This window comes from Haladaptatus sp. DYF46 (assembly GCF_021083305.1).
GTDB lineage: Archaea > Halobacteriota > Halobacteria > Halobacteriales > Haladaptataceae > Haladaptatus.
The window spans coordinates 1-16,533 of record NZ_JAJFAY010000004.1 but is presented as its reverse complement, the minus strand read 5'-3'; the positions used below and the strand labels follow the sequence as shown (position 1 = coordinate 16,533).

At 50.1% G+C, this 16,533-nt stretch carries 11 protein-coding genes and 1 pseudogene; 4 read left to right on the top strand and 8 right to left on the bottom strand.

Annotated features, from left to right (window positions below; genetic code table 11):
* Nucleotides 1-71 precede the first annotated feature (71 nt).
* Nucleotides 72-974 carry a universal stress protein gene (locus LJF34_RS18140; protein ID WP_231186726.1) on the top strand — a complete coding sequence of 301 codons (903 nt, stop codon included), beginning with the start codon at nucleotides 72-74 and terminating at the stop codon, nucleotides 972-974.
* A gap of 23 nt (nucleotides 975-997) precedes the next feature.
* Here LJF34_RS18140 and LJF34_RS18135 read toward each other — a convergent pair whose 3' ends face one another.
* Nucleotides 998-1,354: a hypothetical protein gene (locus LJF34_RS18135; protein WP_231186725.1), complete on the bottom strand. Its 357-nt coding sequence runs from the start codon at nucleotides 1,352-1,354 to the stop codon at nucleotides 998-1,000.
* Between the two features lie 151 nt (nucleotides 1,355-1,505).
* Between LJF34_RS18135 and LJF34_RS18130 the strand changes: the two genes are divergently transcribed.
* Nucleotides 1,506-3,728: an amino acid permease gene (locus LJF34_RS18130; protein WP_231186724.1), complete on the top strand. Its 2,223-nt coding sequence runs from the start codon at nucleotides 1,506-1,508 to the stop codon at nucleotides 3,726-3,728.
* Nucleotides 3,729-3,770: 42 nt separating this feature from the next.
* Here the strand turns inward: LJF34_RS18130 and LJF34_RS18125 are convergent, their stop codons facing one another.
* The 3 genes from LJF34_RS18125 to LJF34_RS18115 all read right to left on the bottom strand — a co-directional run bounded on the left by LJF34_RS18125 (nucleotide 3,771) and on the right by LJF34_RS18115 (nucleotide 8,528).
* On the bottom strand, nucleotides 3,771-5,636 hold the full coding sequence (locus LJF34_RS18125; protein ID WP_231186723.1) for a cation:proton antiporter: 1,866 nt from the start codon (nucleotides 5,634-5,636) through the stop codon (nucleotides 3,771-3,773).
* 200 nt (nucleotides 5,637-5,836) lie between these two features.
* The gene (locus tag LJF34_RS18120; protein WP_231186722.1) at nucleotides 5,837-8,089 is read right to left on the bottom strand and encodes an amino acid permease; all 2,253 of its coding nucleotides are present in this window, start codon (nucleotides 8,087-8,089) and stop codon (nucleotides 5,837-5,839) included.
* On the bottom strand, nucleotides 8,082-8,528 hold the full coding sequence (locus LJF34_RS18115; RefSeq protein WP_231186721.1) for a universal stress protein: 447 nt from the start codon (nucleotides 8,526-8,528) through the stop codon (nucleotides 8,082-8,084). The genes LJF34_RS18120 and LJF34_RS18115 overlap by 8 nt, the downstream gene beginning before the upstream one ends.
* A 1,151-nt stretch (nucleotides 8,529-9,679) precedes the next feature.
* On the opposite strand from LJF34_RS18115, the gene LJF34_RS18110 reads away from it, so the two are divergent.
* Complete coding sequence (locus LJF34_RS18110; protein ID WP_231186720.1) at nucleotides 9,680-11,167, top strand: glycosyltransferase family 39 protein; 1,488 nt, start codon at nucleotides 9,680-9,682, stop codon at nucleotides 11,165-11,167.
* A gap of 1,039 nt (nucleotides 11,168-12,206) precedes the next feature.
* Here LJF34_RS18110 and LJF34_RS18105 read toward each other — a convergent pair.
* From LJF34_RS18105 to LJF34_RS18095, 3 genes are all read right to left on the bottom strand, one after another.
* Complete coding sequence (locus LJF34_RS18105; protein WP_231186719.1) at nucleotides 12,207-13,664, bottom strand: polysaccharide biosynthesis C-terminal domain-containing protein; 1,458 nt, start codon at nucleotides 13,662-13,664, stop codon at nucleotides 12,207-12,209.
* Nucleotides 13,665-13,683: 19 nt separating this feature from the next.
* Nucleotides 13,684-15,000, bottom strand: a complete 1,317-nt coding sequence (locus LJF34_RS18100) for a sulfatase-like hydrolase/transferase (protein ID WP_231186718.1) — start codon at nucleotides 14,998-15,000, stop codon at nucleotides 13,684-13,686.
* 127 nt (nucleotides 15,001-15,127) lie between these two features.
* Complete coding sequence (locus LJF34_RS18095; RefSeq protein ID WP_231186717.1) at nucleotides 15,128-15,373, bottom strand: hypothetical protein; 246 nt, start codon at nucleotides 15,371-15,373, stop codon at nucleotides 15,128-15,130.
* Nucleotides 15,374-15,876: 503 nt separating this feature from the next.
* Here LJF34_RS18095 and LJF34_RS18090 point away from each other — a divergent pair.
* A pseudogene (locus LJF34_RS18090) lies at nucleotides 15,877-15,978 on the top strand (sulfite exporter TauE/SafE family protein); the annotation flags it as partial.
* 220 nt (nucleotides 15,979-16,198) lie between these two features.
* On the opposite strand, the gene LJF34_RS18085 reads toward LJF34_RS18090, so the two are convergent.
* Nucleotides 16,199-16,533 (bottom strand): hypothetical protein (locus tag LJF34_RS18085; RefSeq protein ID WP_231186716.1); only part of this gene is annotated, 335 nt, incomplete at its 5' end.

Below are 16,533 nucleotides of genomic sequence, written 5' to 3'. Positions count from 1 at the left end.
ATTTAGTCCGAATATTCACCTTTCCCAAATATGGCCATTCATTTTATATTTCCTGTACACAAACGGAGACTATGGAACGGGAGGACGCTAATCAGCAGTCGAGTGACGTTTCGGAGACGACGGGAACGGTCACTCCAACCACGACCGGTGCAATCCTCATTCCAGTTCTGGATTCTCATGAGACGAACCAAAGTCTCGAAATTGGTAGGGCATTAGCACGAGTGAACAACACAGGGATATTGCTAGTCCGCCCTGTTCCGCTCCCGCCACAACGTCCACTCGAACTTTCACGTGAAGAGGCTGAAGAACAGCACAAAATCGTCGACGAACTCATCACCCAATTCTCACGAGACCATCCCGGTGTTAATATTCGAGGAATCGTTCGACTTGGCCGGAGTTCTGAACAGATTATTCGGAGCGCAGTGACGGAACACGGCATCGGTACCGTCGTCATCGAATATACTCCTCCATCAGGGCGCTTGAAAGCCGTTCGCCGATCCCCAGTTGAGCGAATTGCTGATCGATTATCCTGTGATGTTATCCTTACTAATGGGCGCGGTGATTTCACATCGATATCTTCGATACTCATCCCCGTCTCTAGCGGAAATCACTCCGGTCTTGCTGTCGATGTCGGTCACGCTCTTGCTCGAGAGTACGATGCATGGACTGATATTCTCCATATCATTCCTCCAGATTCTCCACCAACCAGACACACACGTGGCGAACAGTACGTCTCTGCAGCAATTGATCGGACTGACAGAGCAGAGCGAACCAATACATGGATTCTGGAAGCCGGTGATGTCGTTGAGACCATCGTTGAACAAGCGAACTATTACGATGCTACCGTTCTTGGGATGTCACAGAAAGGTCGATTTCGACGACTCACTTTTGGTTCCACTACCGATGGAGTTTATACCACAGTCAGATATCCGATTATGATGGCGAAGCAAGGGGGTCGATGGCCATCGGATTGACAATATCGTGATAATAGTTCTCTTCACTCGGGATTCGATTGATCTACTCGACCTAAGAACACCCAATGAAGAGTTGGTTCGTGATCGACCGGAGAATGTTCTTCCCTTACTAGGTAAAGATAGGGGCCATGAGGACAGTCCTCACATCCTTCGGCACATTTCTGTGTTTTTGTGACGAGTGTATAGCCTCCTTGCTCTTCGATACTGATGATTTCTTCACCGGGTGCTGCTTCAATGTGACTGGGTTGTGGCGCTCGTTCTCTGAGCAATTGCTGTGCATAGCTAACAACATCTCGGAGAGCTTCGTCATCAAGTGCCTGTAAATCCTCGGCGATCGACTCGGGCAGATCTCCGTTGATCCCGGAGTTTGGATGGCCCATATTTATTATTCGTTCTATAGGCTTAAAAATGGGTTGTGTGTTCAGTAAGTTCGATAGGCGAATAGTAGTGGCCCACACTTATGTTGTGGGGCTCATATTACGTAGAATAGATGAAACGGAACGCCGCTCAAGAAGAGAATAAATATCCACGATGGTAAAAAATCTCGAACGCGATCTCGGCCTCTACGCAACAGTCACCATTAGTATCGGAGCGATGATTGGGAGTGGCATCTTCGTGCTCCCAGGACTGGCTGCTGCAAAAACAGGGCCGAGCGTTATTTTGGCCTATCTGCTGGCAGGACTCATTGTTCTTCCCGCTGCACTGTCAAAAGCAGAGATGGCGACTGCAATTCCCGAGGCAGGTGGCACATATCTGTTTATTGATCGGGCAATGGGGCCACTGCCGGGTACTATTGCGGGAATCGGTGCTTGGTTCTCGCTCGTATTCAAGAGCGCATTCGCCCTCGTTGGACTCGGAGCGTACCTCTTATTGTTTGTCGATATTTCAACAGGGCTGCTCACGTTTGTTGGGATTGGGCTTGGGCTCCTGCTTATCGTTGTCAATATCGCTGGCGTCAAGCAGACCGGCCGGTTGCAAGCAGGAATCGTTAGTTTCGTGCTCTTAGTACTCGTTGTGTTCGTGGCTGATGGGATGACGTACGTCGATCAGGCTCAATTCCATCCGTTTGTGACTCATGGGAATACCGGCTTGCTTGCAGCCACGGGATTTGTTTTCGTCTCCTATGCAGGCGTCACGAAAATCGCCAGCGTCGCCGAAGAAGTCGAAAACCCGGGACGGAACATCCCGATTGCAATCCTTGTTTCAGTTCTCGTAATGATGCTGGTCTATACGCTCACTGTCTTCGTTGTCGTTGGTGTCGTTCCTGCACCTGAGCTTCAAATGAAACACAATCTGACGCCGATGGCTCAGGCTGCCCAAGTGTTTGCAGGCCCACTCGGAGAACTTGGCCTTGCCGTCGTCGCCGTACTCGCGCTGACGAGTATGGCGAATGCGGGTATCCTATCGTCTTCTCGATATCCGCTTGCAATGAGTCGAGATTCGCTTGCACCACCACAATTCAGTGAGGTGAGTGACCGGTTCAAAACACCCATCTATGCGATCGGATTTACTGGGCTCATTCTGCTTGTCCTCATTGCGTTCGTGCCAGTCGTCAATCTCGCGAAGTTGGCAAGCGCTTTCCAAATTTTGGTGTTCGTGTTCATTAACGGCGCACTCATTGCATTTCGTGAGAGTGAATTGGAATGGTACACACCTGAGTTCACTGCTCCAGGCTATCCATGGGTGCAGGGCTTCGGTGCGCTCGGCGGGCTTCTCTTGCTAACCCAAATGGGCATTATCGCGCTTGGTGGTGCCGTAGGGATCATCCTATTCAGCCTCGCTTGGTATCGCTTCTACGGTCATGAGCGGACAGAACGGGAGGGAGCAGCTCTCGATGCAATCCGACGGTCAGAGAGCTCCCAGACCCTAGTCGAGACTGAACGAGCAGTTGCGGACGGTGATGGACACGTTCTCGTTGCAATGGATACCAACACATCTGCAGAGCGGGAACAAACACTGCTTCGAGTTGCAGCGAGTGTAGCACAACAGCAGGGTGGAACAGTGCATGCGATCCGATTCGAGGAAGTGCCAGATCAACTTCCATTATCGTCAGCAACCGAGATGACTATGGAGGATCGACAATTCGAGACACAAACACATGAGCTAGCAGAGGCGCTGCCAGCTCGTATCGAAGCGAGTGAAGTCGTTAGCCACGACATCAAGAAAGCAGTGATCAATTACGCTGATGACCTTGGTATCGAACTGATTCTCGGCGAGTGGAGACCGGAACACTGGCACGCGGAGTTGCTTGGAAATGACGTGGATTGGTTTATGAAACATGCGCCGTGTACCACCGTGTTTCTCCAGGATCGTGGCCTCAAAGACGTCGATGATATAACGGTTCTCACTCAACGGCGACCTTACGAGCCAACGAAAGTGGCTCTTGCCAACGCGATTGCGAACGAACAGGGGGCAACGATTCGGTTCGTCACTGCCGTCAAGCCGAGTGTTTCAGACGAGCAACTCACAGTGACACGCGAGTTTTTACACGATCTTGAGGGACTCTGTTCGGTCGAAACCAAGAGTGAGATTATCAAAGTGTCTGATACGGTCAAAGGACTGGTTGCTGCATCATCGAGTGCTAACCTGGCGATATTAGGAACGGTCGCACACTCGAGGGTACATGAAATGTTACTTGGTGATCCTGCGAGCGAGATTAGTAGCCAATTAGAGTGTAGTGTACTCTTAGTACACCCGCCCAAATCGAGAGCGACGACTCTGGTTCAGGCGGTTATCGAACGACTTGCATACTGAAATCGGCGCGGAGAGCCGTGTGACTTTCCTAAATTTGGTGATTTAGGCTTTCACTTTTGAGTGACACTGTTCGATGGCTTCATCGACACCTTGCTTTCGTCCAATAAACGTCAGATGGTCTCCCTGTTGGATCGTGAAATCGGGTGTTGGGATCTCTGATTCACCATTTCGGCTTACGAGTGCGATGAGGACGCCATCAGGAAGATTCGGTCCAATATCGCGAACGGTTTTCCCAGCAAGAGTCTCGGCTGTAACTTCTATTTCTTGTATATCGCCATTTCGTTCGATTTCCGACATCCAATCGGCGAGTGCCGGTCTCTCTACTGCATTATCCATTGCTTGCACAATCGAGTCGTTCGCCGAAATGGCCTGCACGCCGAGTTCTTCGAATGCTTCGACGTTCCCAGGCGTGTTTACGCGAGCGATCACTGTCTCCGTATCAAATTTAGAGTTCGCAAGTTGAGCGACGAGCAAGTTTGCATCATCATCGCCAGTTGCTGCAGCGATGATACTGGCGTTCTTCGCGCCTGCTGACAGCAAGTCGTCTGTATCCGTGCCCGTTCCGTGATGAGCGGTAAACCCTGCAGTGCGTGCCTTCTCGATTTGCGCTTGATCCTCATCGATGAGGACGACGTTTTCTCCTCGATTCTCCAATCGTTTGGCGAGGCCACGACCGACGCGACCTGCACCGACTATGATTGTGCGCATTGGTATTACGTTAAGTGCTTGTGCAATATGCCGGGCGAAACCAGCTTCGAAAACAACGGTCACCAGTATCACGAGAAACACGGTCCCGACCAAAACGGTTGCTGCGGTTGGATTCGTTGGACGAAGCTCCAAAGCAAAGAGCGTCGCGACACTCGCTGGAATGATTCCACGAGGACCAACAAAACTGATAAACAACTGTTCTTGTCTGGTAAACCGTTCCCCGTGCGTGCAGAGTAACACGAGTGCCGGTCGGATGAGACACACGACTGCGATGACAACGATAATCCCGCCAACACCGAGTGAGACAAGCTCGTCGATCGAAAGGAGCGTTGCAAGCGAGATGAAGACGAATGAGAGGACGATCAGAGTGATATCTCCTTTGAACGTTTCAATCTCGCTTTCATACGGGAGATTCGCATTGCCAAGGAGGAGACCAGCAGTTGCGACAGCAGCGATACCGGCTTCCTGAGAAATCGCATTTGCAACCCCATAACTCCCGATTGCGCCTATAAGAACTAACAATCGGGCGTTTTGAACAGCATTCGATGCCGAGATATCCACGTGTTCGAGGAGATACCACAGGATGCCAGCGACCAAGCCACCGACGAAAATACCGACGCCAAGTCGAGAGACAAACGACTGCAGGACATGGATCACCTGTGTTTCACCTGCGATAATAAATTCAAACATCGCAACTGCCAGGATGGCGGCGGTCACGTCATTGACGATACCCTCCGTTTCGAGTGCTGCTGCGACCCGATCACGCACTGGAACGATACTCAGAATGGGTGTAATGACCGTCGGTCCTGTCGCGATGAGCAACGAACCGACCAGAAACGAGAGTTCCCAGGAAACACCCAACGCCAAATGAACCACGACGGCTGTTCCAATGAGCCCAATAATTGCTCCCAGTGTGACGAGTCGGAAGGCTTCTCGTGGCGTTTGTCGAAGCTTTTCGAGTTTTAGATGGAATGCGCCCTCGAAGACGATAATTGCAACACTGAGCCCAACAATCGCTGGGAGCGATGATCCAAATGCATCCGCTGTAATAAGCCCGAGGCCTTCCGGGCCGACAACGATCCCTGCGAGGATAAGAAACAAGACACTCGGAATCTCCAATCGAGCGGCTAATACCTGCGAAGCAACACCCAATCCGAGGATGATTACAACAAGGGAGAGTAGTCCTGTTCCGGCACTCACTAATGGGGCACCTGGTCATGTGTACTCATCCAGCCATATATAGTCACTCGCATTATCACCGCAGAATAATGGCTCGCTCAGCACAGTCCGTATCAACATACTAGGGACCCATTCAAGTCGAGTGTTGATTGTGGGTGAGCTAATCGTCTTTGAGAATCGAAGGTCGCAGTAATTCGAGCAGCATCGCTTCCCAGCAGTTGTCACTGCGTCAGGCGTGCCACCAGTCCGTCTCGAATCGATTGTGGGGTTTGTTTGCTGCCACGAACCATCGCCACCGTTCCCGACGCGTGCTCACCGATCGTTTCTGGGAGTGAACCGAAGAGCGCTTGCGATACGGTGCCGGAGCGTGTCGCTCCGACACAGATTGTATCGTATTCTCCAACAACGTCGAGGATGGTTGTCTCAATATCGTCGGCGACAATAACACAAGAATCGTAATCCATAAATTCGATACCGGCTGCCTCCGCGACGTCCTCGATGACCGCTTCGCCACGTTCAGTTGGGTCTTGCTCCGCTTCATCGGATTCACGCTGGACGTTCAACAGCGTGAGTCGTGCGTTCCCCTGAGTCGCGGCGACGAACTCGCCCGCACGCCGGGCAGCAACTGGAGCGAGAGGGCCTTCTCCGGCGAGAACGACGATGTCCTCTATATTGTCATGCGTTTGATCAGCCTTCAGTTTCACCAGTGTCGCCTCACATGGTGCTCGTTCGATGATCGGATCGATGTTCGAGCCGAGGATGTGTTCGCGGGTACTCCGACTTCCTTTCCACCCGAGGAGAACATGATCGGCGTTCTCCTCTTCGATCACGTCGAGAACGACGTCACCGACGTTTCGCCCGACGATTGCCCGCGTTCGAAGGCCCACGTCGAGGTCGTTCGCGATATCACGCGCTTCGTCGAGGAGGTACTGTTGTTTTTGAACCCGTTCCTGCTCAAATTCGAGGTCTTGCGAGAGCGAGGTTTGTTGCGGGACTTCGATAACATTCACTGCGATGAGTTCGGCCTGTTCGTCGTCATGTGCGTGGGCGCTTGCAGCGGCGAGACGAAGGAGTTCTCGTTCAGTTTCCGGATTCGCGACTGGTACCACGACCCGGTAGCGTCCCTGACCGTCCGCAGAGAGTGTCGGCGTCGGTGCGATTGCTTCCCCCAGTAACCCTTCTCGAACTGCTCGGTCACGGGCATAGCCGAAGTACCACAGGATGCCGACGCCCACGATCCCGAGCCCGAGCAACTGAACGAGGGGACGCATCTGAACCAGAACCCAGACACAAGCAAGAAAGCCGAGGATAGGAACGAGTGGAAAGAGAAAGAATCGATCTGGGATTTCGAATGCTGGGTCATAGTCAGCTGGATCTGCACGCCGCATGACGATGACGGCGATATGAACAAGCGAGTAGGTGACCAAGTATGCGAAACTCGCTACCTCGGCGAGCGTCCCGATGCCGACGCCAACAGTAATCAACAGCAAGATGATCGCACCCGTCGCTATGATCGCGCGATATGGTGTTCGGAACCGGTTGTGCACCTCGTTGAGCCAATTGGAGAGAATTTTGTCTCGCCCCATGGCGAAATTCACCCGTGCGGCGGACAAAATCGAGGCATTCGCGCTTGATACAGTCGCCAGAACTGCCCCGACGACCATTGTGATTGCACCGACAGTTCCGAGGATTTGTTGGGCCACGTCCGCCACTGGAATCCTCGAACTCGCAAGGGCATCAATGTCAAGGGTTCCCGTGCTGACGAACATGACGAGCACGTACAACAGCGTCGGTGTGACAACTGCCGCGATCATTGACAGCGGAAGATTTCGACTCGGATTCTTGATCTCCTCGGCGCTCGTCGCGATTACTTCGAACCCGATGAATGTCACGTATACTGTCCCGATGGTTGCGACGACTGCACCCCACCCGTTCGGATTGAACTCACCCAGCGTATCGACGTGGAGGACACCGAACGCAACGAACACGATGATGAGACCGATGAGAGCAATGACGATAACGTTCTGGAGCGCACCTGTTTCTTTGACCCCGTAATAGTTGACTCCCGTCAAAATCGCAGACATGATGAGGGCAGCGATCGCTACGCCTGTCGATCCCATCGGAATAAAGTACGTGAGGTACTGGCCAAATCCGAGCATGTAGAATGCGCTGGCAAACATCAACCCGGCCCACATTCCCCAGCCAACGATACTACCGAAAAAGCTTCCCAGGGCTCTGTTGACATAGTAGTAGCTGCCACCTGCTTTCGGCATTCCAGTGGCGAGTTCAGACAGTGAGAGGGCGGCTAGCAACGATACGACACCACCGAGAATAAACGAAATCATGCTTGCAGGCCCTGCGGCTTCTGCGGCGATGCTGGGAAGCACAAAAATCCCGGCACCGATCATCGTCCCAAGCCCGATCGTGTAGGCTTCGAGGAAACCTAAGTCGCGTGCAAGTTCCTGCTCATCCATGGCTATCTTCCTCCGGCGGGAGGCTAATGACTGGACGATCTGTATTCGTTAACAGAGAGTACGCCACGTCACCAGTGAAGAGTTTTGTCCAGCGGTTGCCACCGCGTGGTGTGAAGACAATAGCCGATGCACCGTATTCACGTCCTGCTTCAACGATGGTGTCGGCGACGTTCGTTCCGTATCGTACCTCAGTCTCGAAGTTCGTGAAGTCAGCATTCGTAAACTGTTCGATGACCCTGTCGAATATTTTCTCGGCTTCCTCCTGGAGTTGCTCGGGTGATGCTTTGTCGGGTGCGCCACCTGCTTTCTCGATAACGTAGATAACCTTGGCCTCACTCACATCTCGATTAAGATATGGCAACAGTGCTTTACATGTCATTTCTGCGTCCGGCTCCGTTACGACCGGAACGAGTATTTTCTGGAAAAGTGTTTCTGGCATAGGAAAGTGGAAAAATTACTGGATTATTTCAACCAATTCTTTATTTTTCATACAAATGGTGTGATTGGAATACGAATGTTGTATTTGTGATTTCATCACCCAAAGTGTCACACCTCATCCCCTTAATTCATTCGGGAATTTTCACCCGGTTGATTTCCTCCATGCGAAAATCAGTAAGGCTAATTTTTTCATCGCGTAATTTCCCCACTCCCTGTCTGACTGGAGCACGAAGAAAGTCGCCAGGCGAGAGCAAGTTATTTCACAGTGTTTGCTGTGGCTTATTTGTCTGGTTCAGCAAGTCGCACAACTTCCCGAACCAGACACTCACTCAACCAGCTAATAATATGATTCGTTTATTCGGTGGCAACGATCGCCGAGGCGATGTTCCAACAACTGTTTGAGAATATCCTTGGACTCTAGTTCATGTTGACCCCGAGGACTACGAGATTGTTGCCGTGAATGACGCCTACCTGGAAGCAGCGATGACCGAGCGGTAGGGTTCATATAGAGCGTAATCCACCTGCGGAAGCTGGAGGATAGTGACTTCATCGACTGGATCTGGAGACGAACACACTGCAAGACGGGCTGCGTTTTTCTCCTCGAATTAATGCACCAGCATGCCGACGAACTTTCCGACAAATGGCTCCGAGTCCAACGCAGCGGGCGATCGTTTTTCTGTCTATGCCTCAGGCGCCTATTGAGTAACGGCGATTCCTTGTTATCGGTGGAAGCAGCTGTGTCTCCATTAAAATCATAACCGGCAGCACACAAATTCGATAGGCTTACCAGACTCCCTTAGTTCTGCTTAGTGCAAAATGTAGGAGTATGAGCCACCCAATCACGGTAAGTAACTTTGATTAAATATTTGGTCTACTTCCGGACCAAAGTTCGAATGCCATTGATGCTTCTACTGAAGACTAAACTAATATAAGAGTCTAGGATTTGGATCAGCAATATATAGTGCCTCAATTCTGGATTAATAAGTGACACACGTCTCAATCATTTCCTTCGATGGTAATGATGAGTACCCCACATAATGCGCTCTGAAAATCGTCGTGCGCCAGGATACGTACGGCAAATAAATATATCAGATAATAACTAAAATCTGAGAACAGGGGATTCATAATAGTATCTCTGCAAACTACCATTGAATGAATCTTCGCGATTTAAACACTGACCTACAGTACTCTGACTATTATCAGATATTCTTCATTTCCCTAACTGTAGGCTTAGGCGGCATTCTGCGAGTTCATACGATTGGCTTCGACAGCTTCTGGTTGGATGAGGCGATTACAATGTACTTCATCCACACCATGACTTTCCAGGAACTCGTCACAGAACTCCCGAAGGCTCAACCGCATCTGCCCCTGTATTATATCCTGTTGAAAGCGTGGATAGCCATTAGTGGGACCGAAGAGGGAGCGGTGCGAATGTTGTCCGCGGCGTTCAGTATCGCTTCGATTCCGATTCTCTATGCGCTTGGAAAACGGCTGTATGGGTTTCAGGTGGGAGCGATCGCGGCACTGATGCTGACAGTGAGCCCCTTCCAAATATACTATGCACAGGAGGCGCGAATGTATTCACTTCTCGCTTTCCTCACCGTCGCATCGTACTACTGCTTACTCCGGTATTTGGACTCAAGACAGAATAAAGAGATGCTCCTCTACATCGTTTCGGCTATCCTTCTCGCGTACACCCATGTGTTTGGACTCTTCATCATCGTATCTCAAATCCTCTACTACCTCTGGAGAGAATGGATAGGTTCCGAAGATTGGCGGTCATTTATTCGAGAAACTGGAAAGATATCTGTTCCGGTGGGAATTGGAGCAGCACCGGCTGTCGGGATGATCGCAGCGAAAGTATTCATCCCGAATGCGTACGGCAGTGGCAGCCAGGTGCAGCATATTCCCGCACCGCCGAATTGGCACGATATCATCTCTGCATACACCCACTTCACAGTTCGTCACCCGCATCCACCGATGAGTATCGCAGTTCAAGTTGGACTTCTCGTCGGTATCGGAGGTGCTCTGTTTGTCCCGTCTTACTTACTCTCGCGGAAGAAATCGGTATTCCTGTGGATTTGGTTACTGGTCCCTACGTGCTTGGCAATCGTTCTTTCTTATCTTATTCAGCCGATATTCTTCCCTAAATATTTGATCGGCTGTTCTATCGCACTGTATCTGCTCTTCGCGCGAGGCGTTGCACTCATCCCGCGACCGAACGTACGAACCATACTGCTCGCAATCATCCTGCTCAACTCCGTTGCCCTGAATAGTTTCCAATTTACGAATCACCAGAAGCGGGAATTCAAATCCGCTGCTCAGTTCGTCGATCGAGGCTATTCGCCCGAGGATTTAATCATCGTCGACAAACGAAAGTCGTCATCGCCGTTTGGGTATTACTTTGATCGAGCAGGAATGCCGACAGTCGGTGATATCACGGGGCCACTCCGTCCCACGATTCGAAAACAGGTCAGGAAAGTCGATACAGTATGGGTCGTGTTTTCGTCCTCGAAACGACCGCACCGACGGAAAGTCCTCCGGAACGTGCGTCGAACGCATAACCGTGCGGCCATCAAACGCTTTGCTGGTATCACAGCATATCGTTTTGTCGAAGAACCGAGCCACATGGAACAATAAAAGAATCAGCTTCGAACCGTTCGAACCCTCTTTGAGCAGCTAACTACGATACGTGATCACCGCACTATCTTTTTGAAGCAACTAATCTCTGCCAATCTGAGGATGTTGTTGCGCGAGTCAAATAATGAAAGCCGATGAAGAAAAATCCCTGTCCGAGGAATAAGAAGAAGAGCAACTCGATCGGAACACGGTATCTCCCGAGCAGCCGGACAGCTGCAAGAGTTACAAATACACTTCCGATGACCACCCACGACAGCATTTTTAGAACCGGGTCAGAGAACAGAAACTCAATGAAATGAATATCTGTTCGATCAAATGGATCCTCCCACACCTCCTGATCAGTTCCTTGACTGGACATCGCCGTCTTGATACAGACGATCAATCGTCATCAATACCGGTGATTGTCTCGCTGACAGTACGCTTCTGTACCAACTCAAGCTCATCTTTCTACTGTCATTCCAAATGAATATCTGTTCGATCAAATGGATCCTCCCACACCTCCTGATCAGTTCCTTGACTGGACATCGCCGTCTTGATACAGACGATCAATCGTCATCAATACCGGTGATTGTCTCGCTGACAGTACGCTTCTGTACCAACTCAAGCTCATCTTTCTACTGTCATTCCAAATGAATATCCGAGAATATTCTTACTTGCTGCCTTCGTTCAATACACTACTCGCTCTATAACTGCTTGGACGAGCGTCGTTCCTCTCGATTTGGATGGATCGGTAGTCACCGGTCAAGCACGCCTCTTCGAGAGTGGCAACGCTGTCGCGGTCGGCGGCGAACTGCCGCCGACCGCGACAGCCTCCTTCTCTTTTGGCGTAGCTCACCCTCTATCGATGGTTCGTCAGGATAGACTATCGGACTCAAGTTGAGTTAGGTGGCGACGCTTTGTGAGGTACTGAGTATTGTGCTTTGGGGTTGCCTCGGTTGGCGATGCAGTCGTCGGCAGTGTTTTTGCCTTCTACGCGTTCGGTAAGGGCGGCAGCTGGTTGCCCGGCGTGCGCCAGACAGGCTCTTTACCGATTTGAAATCTAATTCGGGAACAACTCTTCAAACATAGACTCCTCAAGGCTGTCCCTGATAAGCTGGCGTAATTGGCTGCTACTGATGAGAAAGGTTGTCCCGTAAGTGATTGCTCCGATTGTAAGAAGAAGTAGTAGACCGAGATAGGATTTCACCGAAAGGGTACGGCGGAGTAGAGAGACGACAGCAAACATTAGTATTCCAGCACCAAACTGCTTGAGAAGCGCTTCTGGCAGTAGTTTCACTCCAGTAGTGTATTTATTGACAATGATGGAGAGAAAGAGATATCGGATGACTTCGGCGAGTAGTGTTGCGATTGCAACACCGACTGGCCCGATCTGGCGCACCAATAGCACTCCTAGAACAACATTAATCGCAAGCGTTACCGCAGAAATACGCATCGTCATATCTGGCCTATCAAGTCCGTTTACCGTCTGTGTGAGCGGACCATTTTGTGATTTTGTAACGCGATATGCGGCAATAGCTACTAGCAACGTTGCTGCCGGCGCGTACTCTGCACCGTAAAACGTAATAATAAGAGCCTTTGGGAGCGCAAGTGCACCAAAGAATATCGGAATAGCAAGAATACTGGAAAATGCGAGCGTATTTGTTATATCGCTAGCCACATCCTGTTGTTTACTTTGAAGATTACTGACGCGAGCCATCAATCCGCTAGCAGCAGCGCTACTGATGAACACTGCCGGAAGCGTCAGCTTAGCCGCAATTTCGTAGTAGCCCGCAGCGGCCGGTGTCGCCAACACTCCAAGGAGAAGCACGTCAAATCGATCATATATTGTGCCGAAGAACCCAGATGGGATGCTGTATTGAGCGTACTGCCAGAGACTCTGAAGGAGGGGCACTGAGGGAAGAGCCGGCGGTGTCTGCAGGAAATACAGCACTAGTGGCACCGACAAGACAGTAGCCGCTGCTAATCCATATACTAGTCCCGCTGCACCAAATCCAGCAAGAACAAACATGAGCTGGAGTGGAAGTGTGAGATACGAACGAAAGGTATCAGACCACGTTGCTATACTGATCTGCCCACGGCCTTGAAGAAGTTTTTCCAATGGTTCGTACACCGGCTCAGAAATCAAAAGAACGATGAACAACATCGGTGCAGCCGATAATTTTGTGTATGCACGTAGCCAACCAGACAGGAAATACGAGACGATTGCAACCAAGGTGAGCCAAATAAGGATGAAGATGATTTGCGCTCCCAGTATCGAACTATCACGAATCGAAGGCTCGGAGAAGCGCTTTTTCGTTGCAATCGCCCATCCATAAATTGGTCTGTCTGCTATCTTCACTAATCCGAAAAGCAAATAGAATCCCCCAAGCAGCGCCGGATCCAATAGCCGCGCAAAGAGGACAGTTCCCACGAACCCACTTATTGCCATTGCAATCTTAGCTACTGTAGCTTTTACTGTTTCACCGCCAAAATTGACCTCAGAGGCCTCTGTTGGCATGCTTAAATCCTCACGTACATCAGGCGTAACCGAGATCCTCTAACTGTTTTTCCACTGAGTCAGATAGATCGATATCATCTTCTGTCTCCACTATATCAATCCCTGCCAGCAGAGTCTCTAGTTGTCCTTCTGGATCGTCGTACACTCTCTCTCCGTACTCTTTAAATCCGTCGAAGGTTTCATGACCATAATAGCCGTCAAATGCAAAACCACGCAGCTCCGTTTGCAGATGATCAATATTTTCAACGTCACTGTTTTTCAGAGCATGATAATGACGGTTAGAAATACCATGATATTCAGTAAGAACATCCCTCGATCCCCCCGATAACCGAAGATCGTGACCTCGACCCTCTGATTCAATATCAGCCGCGTTTAAAACTGTTTGATACACATCGAGAATACTCCTGGTTTCAGTGCATTTGGTTGTTGTCTCATCGCCGGAATAGATATTAAGGGGAACATGCGTTAACTCTGGATAAATTCCGTACATATGCTCCCAGGCATTGTGCTCTCCCAGTAGTTCTCCGTGATCACTAAGAGTAATGATGAGGGAGAATTCGTCCTTTAGCTCATCAAACATTCTCCTATACATGTCTGACAGATACCTCACTTCGTCATCATACGCTCGCCGTATCTGCTCTGGATCATCTTCTGGGGCACTCATCGTCGCATGCAGTCCACTAATGGTCGGCGGCGTCACGCTTTGATATTCGTCTGGAGCAATATATGGAGAGTGCGCCTCCATCAAATTCAGGAATAAGAATTCCTGATCACCAAAGTTGCTCTCCTGGATAAAGGACAATGCAGAACGTGCTCCGTCGTCGTTAGCTCGATTTTCATATCCTAAATCTCGAAGCTTCAACCATAGTCCACGCCGGAATGATGGTAGTGTCTGGCAATCACCGCTAATACATTTCCAAAGAGCAAGAGGATACCGCTGAGGACCCATATCTTCGGTTTTTGCAATAAACTGGTCCCAGTCGAATAGATCTCGATCAATAGTGCGAAGCCGCCAACTTCCTTTGAACTGGTCGAATCCACGGTGAAAATCAAATTGTCGTGAAATGTTTGGGTTGCCACTAAATGCTCGTGTTGTATATCCTGCATCACGCAGGATTTCTGCGAGAACACGGTCATCACAGTTGAGCATTTCTGCATGTCTATAAACACCGACCTCACTCGCATATCTACCGGTGAACAACGAACCATGTGCAGGAACAGTCCAATGGCTCGTACTCCAAGCGTCTTCGAATCGTTTGCCAGGAAGCCAATCAAAGTGCCTATCGAATGCGTCCTTTCTGAGCGTATCAAGAACGACTATTGCAATATTTGTCATCGTGCTTATCTTAGTTGTCTCTCTCGTAGCCTGCCACTCTTCGGGAAGCGCTGGTATTCCTTCCCAAATAAGATAATAAGGAATAAAAATGTTCGCATATCAGGTACTCCCTTACTACAACGTCAGCCTACTCAGCAAAGAAAACCGTCACCTGACTCGCAAGGATGAAATCCTCCAGTGATGCTTTCAGCACATCTGCGGAAGCAAGCACTTGGATGTCGGGTGGTTTACCATCAAACGATACTGCCGTCAGCACCGTTGTCTTGAATACGTCAGGTTCGGGATTAACGATGAGTATCGAGTCTGCGTCTTGGAATAACGAGTCGATCGTTTCAGCGAACTCCTGGTCTAAGGCAGTTGTACTTGCGGACATACCCTCTTCGACGCGACGCCTCCCCATTGTTCTACTCTCATTATGCTTGAAAGTATCTCCTAAAAATAGGAAAAGAACTGATTAACTCGATGTTTTTCGATTGGAGAATCTTTTACTATGTTGTGACTGGGTCACCGTCCTATCAACGAAGACCTTACTTGCCATAGTATGTACGACGACGAGTGCCACGAGGCGTCACCTGCTTTTTGACACTTATTGGTCTTCTGATTAACCTACACCACCGAGGAAGGGACGACCACCGAAGACGACTCGGACGATTCGCAAAATGGCTGTTAGTTCACATCCTTATTTCTGGCCGACAGATCACGGCGACGGTTTCTCACATGTATAATAATCACAACAATTCTCAGTGTGCTTGCTGGATGATCCCACCGTAACAGTAGCGCACACAACAATGGTGTAGCCATTTTCACCGATTAAATCAACCAACTCAAACTCGTCCTCACCACTGGTAGTGTCGGTTTGCATTCTTTCGGGTAGAGTTAGAGGTAGACGAACAGAAGTTCAATTGGTTCGTCGTCGTATTTCTATTCATCATCTCGCTCAATATCTTCCGAAACACGATTCCGGCACTTTTCGGCTAATTGGTTGCTCTACGGCTTGATGTAGGCGTACTCTTCATTTTGGAACCGCGTTAGTTCTCCAATACCTGATGAGGTCAGGGGTGCCCACGTCTGCTTAGTGCAAGAGATATGGTGACACCAGGCTATCTCGCCAAATGGGTTGGTTATCTTCCACCGCTATCAAAGAAGCCATTACCGACCTCGAACTGACCGCTCATCTATTTTCTCGAGCTCAGCTAGCTCATCCACGCGAAAGAATTGGTCCGGGCTCGTATGAGGAGACATCGAAGTAGTGGCCGCCACGAACCCAGTCGATCCCTATAAACATGAGTGACGCGCCGCCGCCGATAGCCGCCACCGCAAGAAACGGTTGGATGCTACTCTCATACGGCGATGTACTGTTCCAGATTGGGAATACAACGCCCAGAACAAACATCAGACCGAGCAGAAGATCAGCTGCCCCAATGAATTGGTTCCAGGTGATGCTCCCGACCTGTTTTCCGGTACCGCCGATCGCGAACAGAACGCCTGCACCGCCAGTAATCACAAATGTTGCTATCGCACTCGATTCGGACG

What these genes read in the sequence shown, in the direction of transcription:
- LJF34_RS18110 (WP_231186720.1), top strand. Translation starts at nt 9,680, where the DNA reads ATGAATCTTCGCGATTTAAACACTGACCTACAGTACTCTGACTATTAT.
- LJF34_RS18120 (WP_231186722.1), bottom strand. Translation starts at nt 8,089, where the DNA reads ATGGATGAGCAGGAACTTGCACGCGACTTAGGTTTCCTCGAAGCCTAC.
- LJF34_RS18135 (WP_231186725.1), bottom strand. Translation starts at nt 1,354, where the DNA reads ATGGGCCATCCAAACTCCGGGATCAACGGAGATCTGCCCGAGTCGATC.
- LJF34_RS18115 (WP_231186721.1), bottom strand. Translation starts at nt 8,528, where the DNA reads ATGCCAGAAACACTTTTCCAGAAAATACTCGTTCCGGTCGTAACGGAG.
- LJF34_RS18100 (WP_231186718.1), bottom strand. Translation starts at nt 15,000, where the DNA reads ATGACAAATATTGCAATAGTCGTTCTTGATACGCTCAGAAAGGACGCA.
- LJF34_RS18140 (WP_231186726.1), top strand. Translation starts at nt 72, where the DNA reads ATGGAACGGGAGGACGCTAATCAGCAGTCGAGTGACGTTTCGGAGACG.
- LJF34_RS18130 (WP_231186724.1), top strand. Translation starts at nt 1,506, where the DNA reads ATGGTAAAAAATCTCGAACGCGATCTCGGCCTCTACGCAACAGTCACC.
- LJF34_RS18105 (WP_231186719.1), bottom strand. Translation starts at nt 13,664, where the DNA reads ATGCCAACAGAGGCCTCTGAGGTCAATTTTGGCGGTGAAACAGTAAAA.
- LJF34_RS18095 (WP_231186717.1), bottom strand. Translation starts at nt 15,373, where the DNA reads ATGTCCGCAAGTACAACTGCCTTAGACCAGGAGTTCGCTGAAACGATC.